The organism is Micromonospora sp. AMSO12t (genome assembly GCF_008806585.1).
GTDB lineage: Bacteria > Actinomycetota > Actinomycetes > Mycobacteriales > Micromonosporaceae > Micromonospora > Micromonospora reichwaldensis.
Genome location: NZ_WAAS01000508.1, coordinates 1 through 1,293, shown reverse-complemented (window position 1 = coordinate 1,293; position 1,293 = coordinate 1). Strand labels below are relative to the sequence as shown.

Below are 1,293 nucleotides of genomic sequence, written 5' to 3'. Positions count from 1 at the left end.
CCGCACCACCGCGTCTGCGCGGTAGCCCCACCACCACGTCCGTGCGATAGCCGCACCACCGTCTCCGCGCGGGGCCGCGGGGCCGCCGCCCGCCCCAAGGAGATCAAGGTCTGGCTGCCCGGGGACGGGCTCACCCGGGTCATTCCCCGCTCCGCTCCCGCCGCCGCCGTCTCCGCCACCGGCCGGTCGACCGCCGGCCGGCTCCGCCAGGTCGGCCCGGCCGTCGCCTCCACGCTCACCGCCCCGTCCCGTCGCGCCGCGCTCACCCTGGTCGGTCCGACGTGACCGCCGCGCTCACCCTGGTCGGTCCGACGTGACCGCTGCGCCCGTGCGGACCCTGCTGCTCTGGTGCCCGGACTGGCCGGTGCTCGCCGCGGAGATCGTCGACGGGGTGCCGGCCACCGACCCGGTCGCCGTGCTGCACGCCAACCGGGTGGTCGCCTGCTCCGAGCGGGCCCGCGCCGAAGGGGTGCGCCGAGGGCTGCGCAAACGTGAGGCCCAGGGCCGATGCCCCCAGCTCACCGCCGTCGAGTACGACCCCGGGCGGGACGCCCGGGCGTTCGAACCGGTGGTCGCCGCCGTCGAGGAACTGGTCGCCGGCGTCGAGGTGGTACGCCCCGGCGCGTGCGCGGTGGCGGCCCGGGGGCCGAGCCGCTACCTCGGGGGTGAGGAGGTGGCCGCCGAGCGGATCGTCGAGCACGTCGCCCAGGCCTGCGCGGTGGAGAGCCAGGTCGGCATCGCCGACGGGGTCTTCGCCGCCGGGCTGGCCGCCCGCGACGGACGGGTCGTTCCGCCCGGCGGGACACCGGGGTTCCTCGCCGACCTGCCGGTCGAGGCGCTCGGCCGCCCGGCCCTGGCCGACCTGCTGCGCCGGCTCGGCGTACGCACCCTGGGCGACTTCGCCGCGCTGCCCGCCGGCGACGTGCTGGCCCGGTTCGGCTTCGACGGTGCGTTGGCACACCGGCTGGCGGCCGGGCGGGACCACCGTCCACTCGCAGTCCGGCAACCCCCGGTCGACCTCGCGGTCACCGCCGACCACGACGAGCCGCTCGACCGGGTCGACGCGGCGGCTTTCGCCGCCCGGGCACTGGCCGAACGGCTGCACGACCGGCTCGCCGCGCACGGGCTGGCCTGCACCCGTCTCGGCATCGAGGCGGTCACCGCGCACGGCCAGGAACTGCACCGGGTCTGGCGGCACGACGGGCTGCTCACCGCCGCGGCCATCGCCGACCGGGTGCGCTGGCAACTCGACGGCTGGCTGTCCGGCAGCACCGGCCGGGCCGGCACCCGGTC

General features: G+C 78.0%; 2 pseudogenes. Both read left to right on the top strand.

Annotated features, from left to right (window positions below):
* Positions 1 to 285 (top strand): annotated as a pseudogene (locus tag F6X68_RS32670) (hypothetical protein); the annotation flags it as partial.
* A gap of 28 nt (positions 286 to 313) precedes the next feature.
* A pseudogene (locus F6X68_RS32665) lies at positions 314 to 1,293 on the top strand (DNA polymerase Y family protein); the annotation flags it as partial.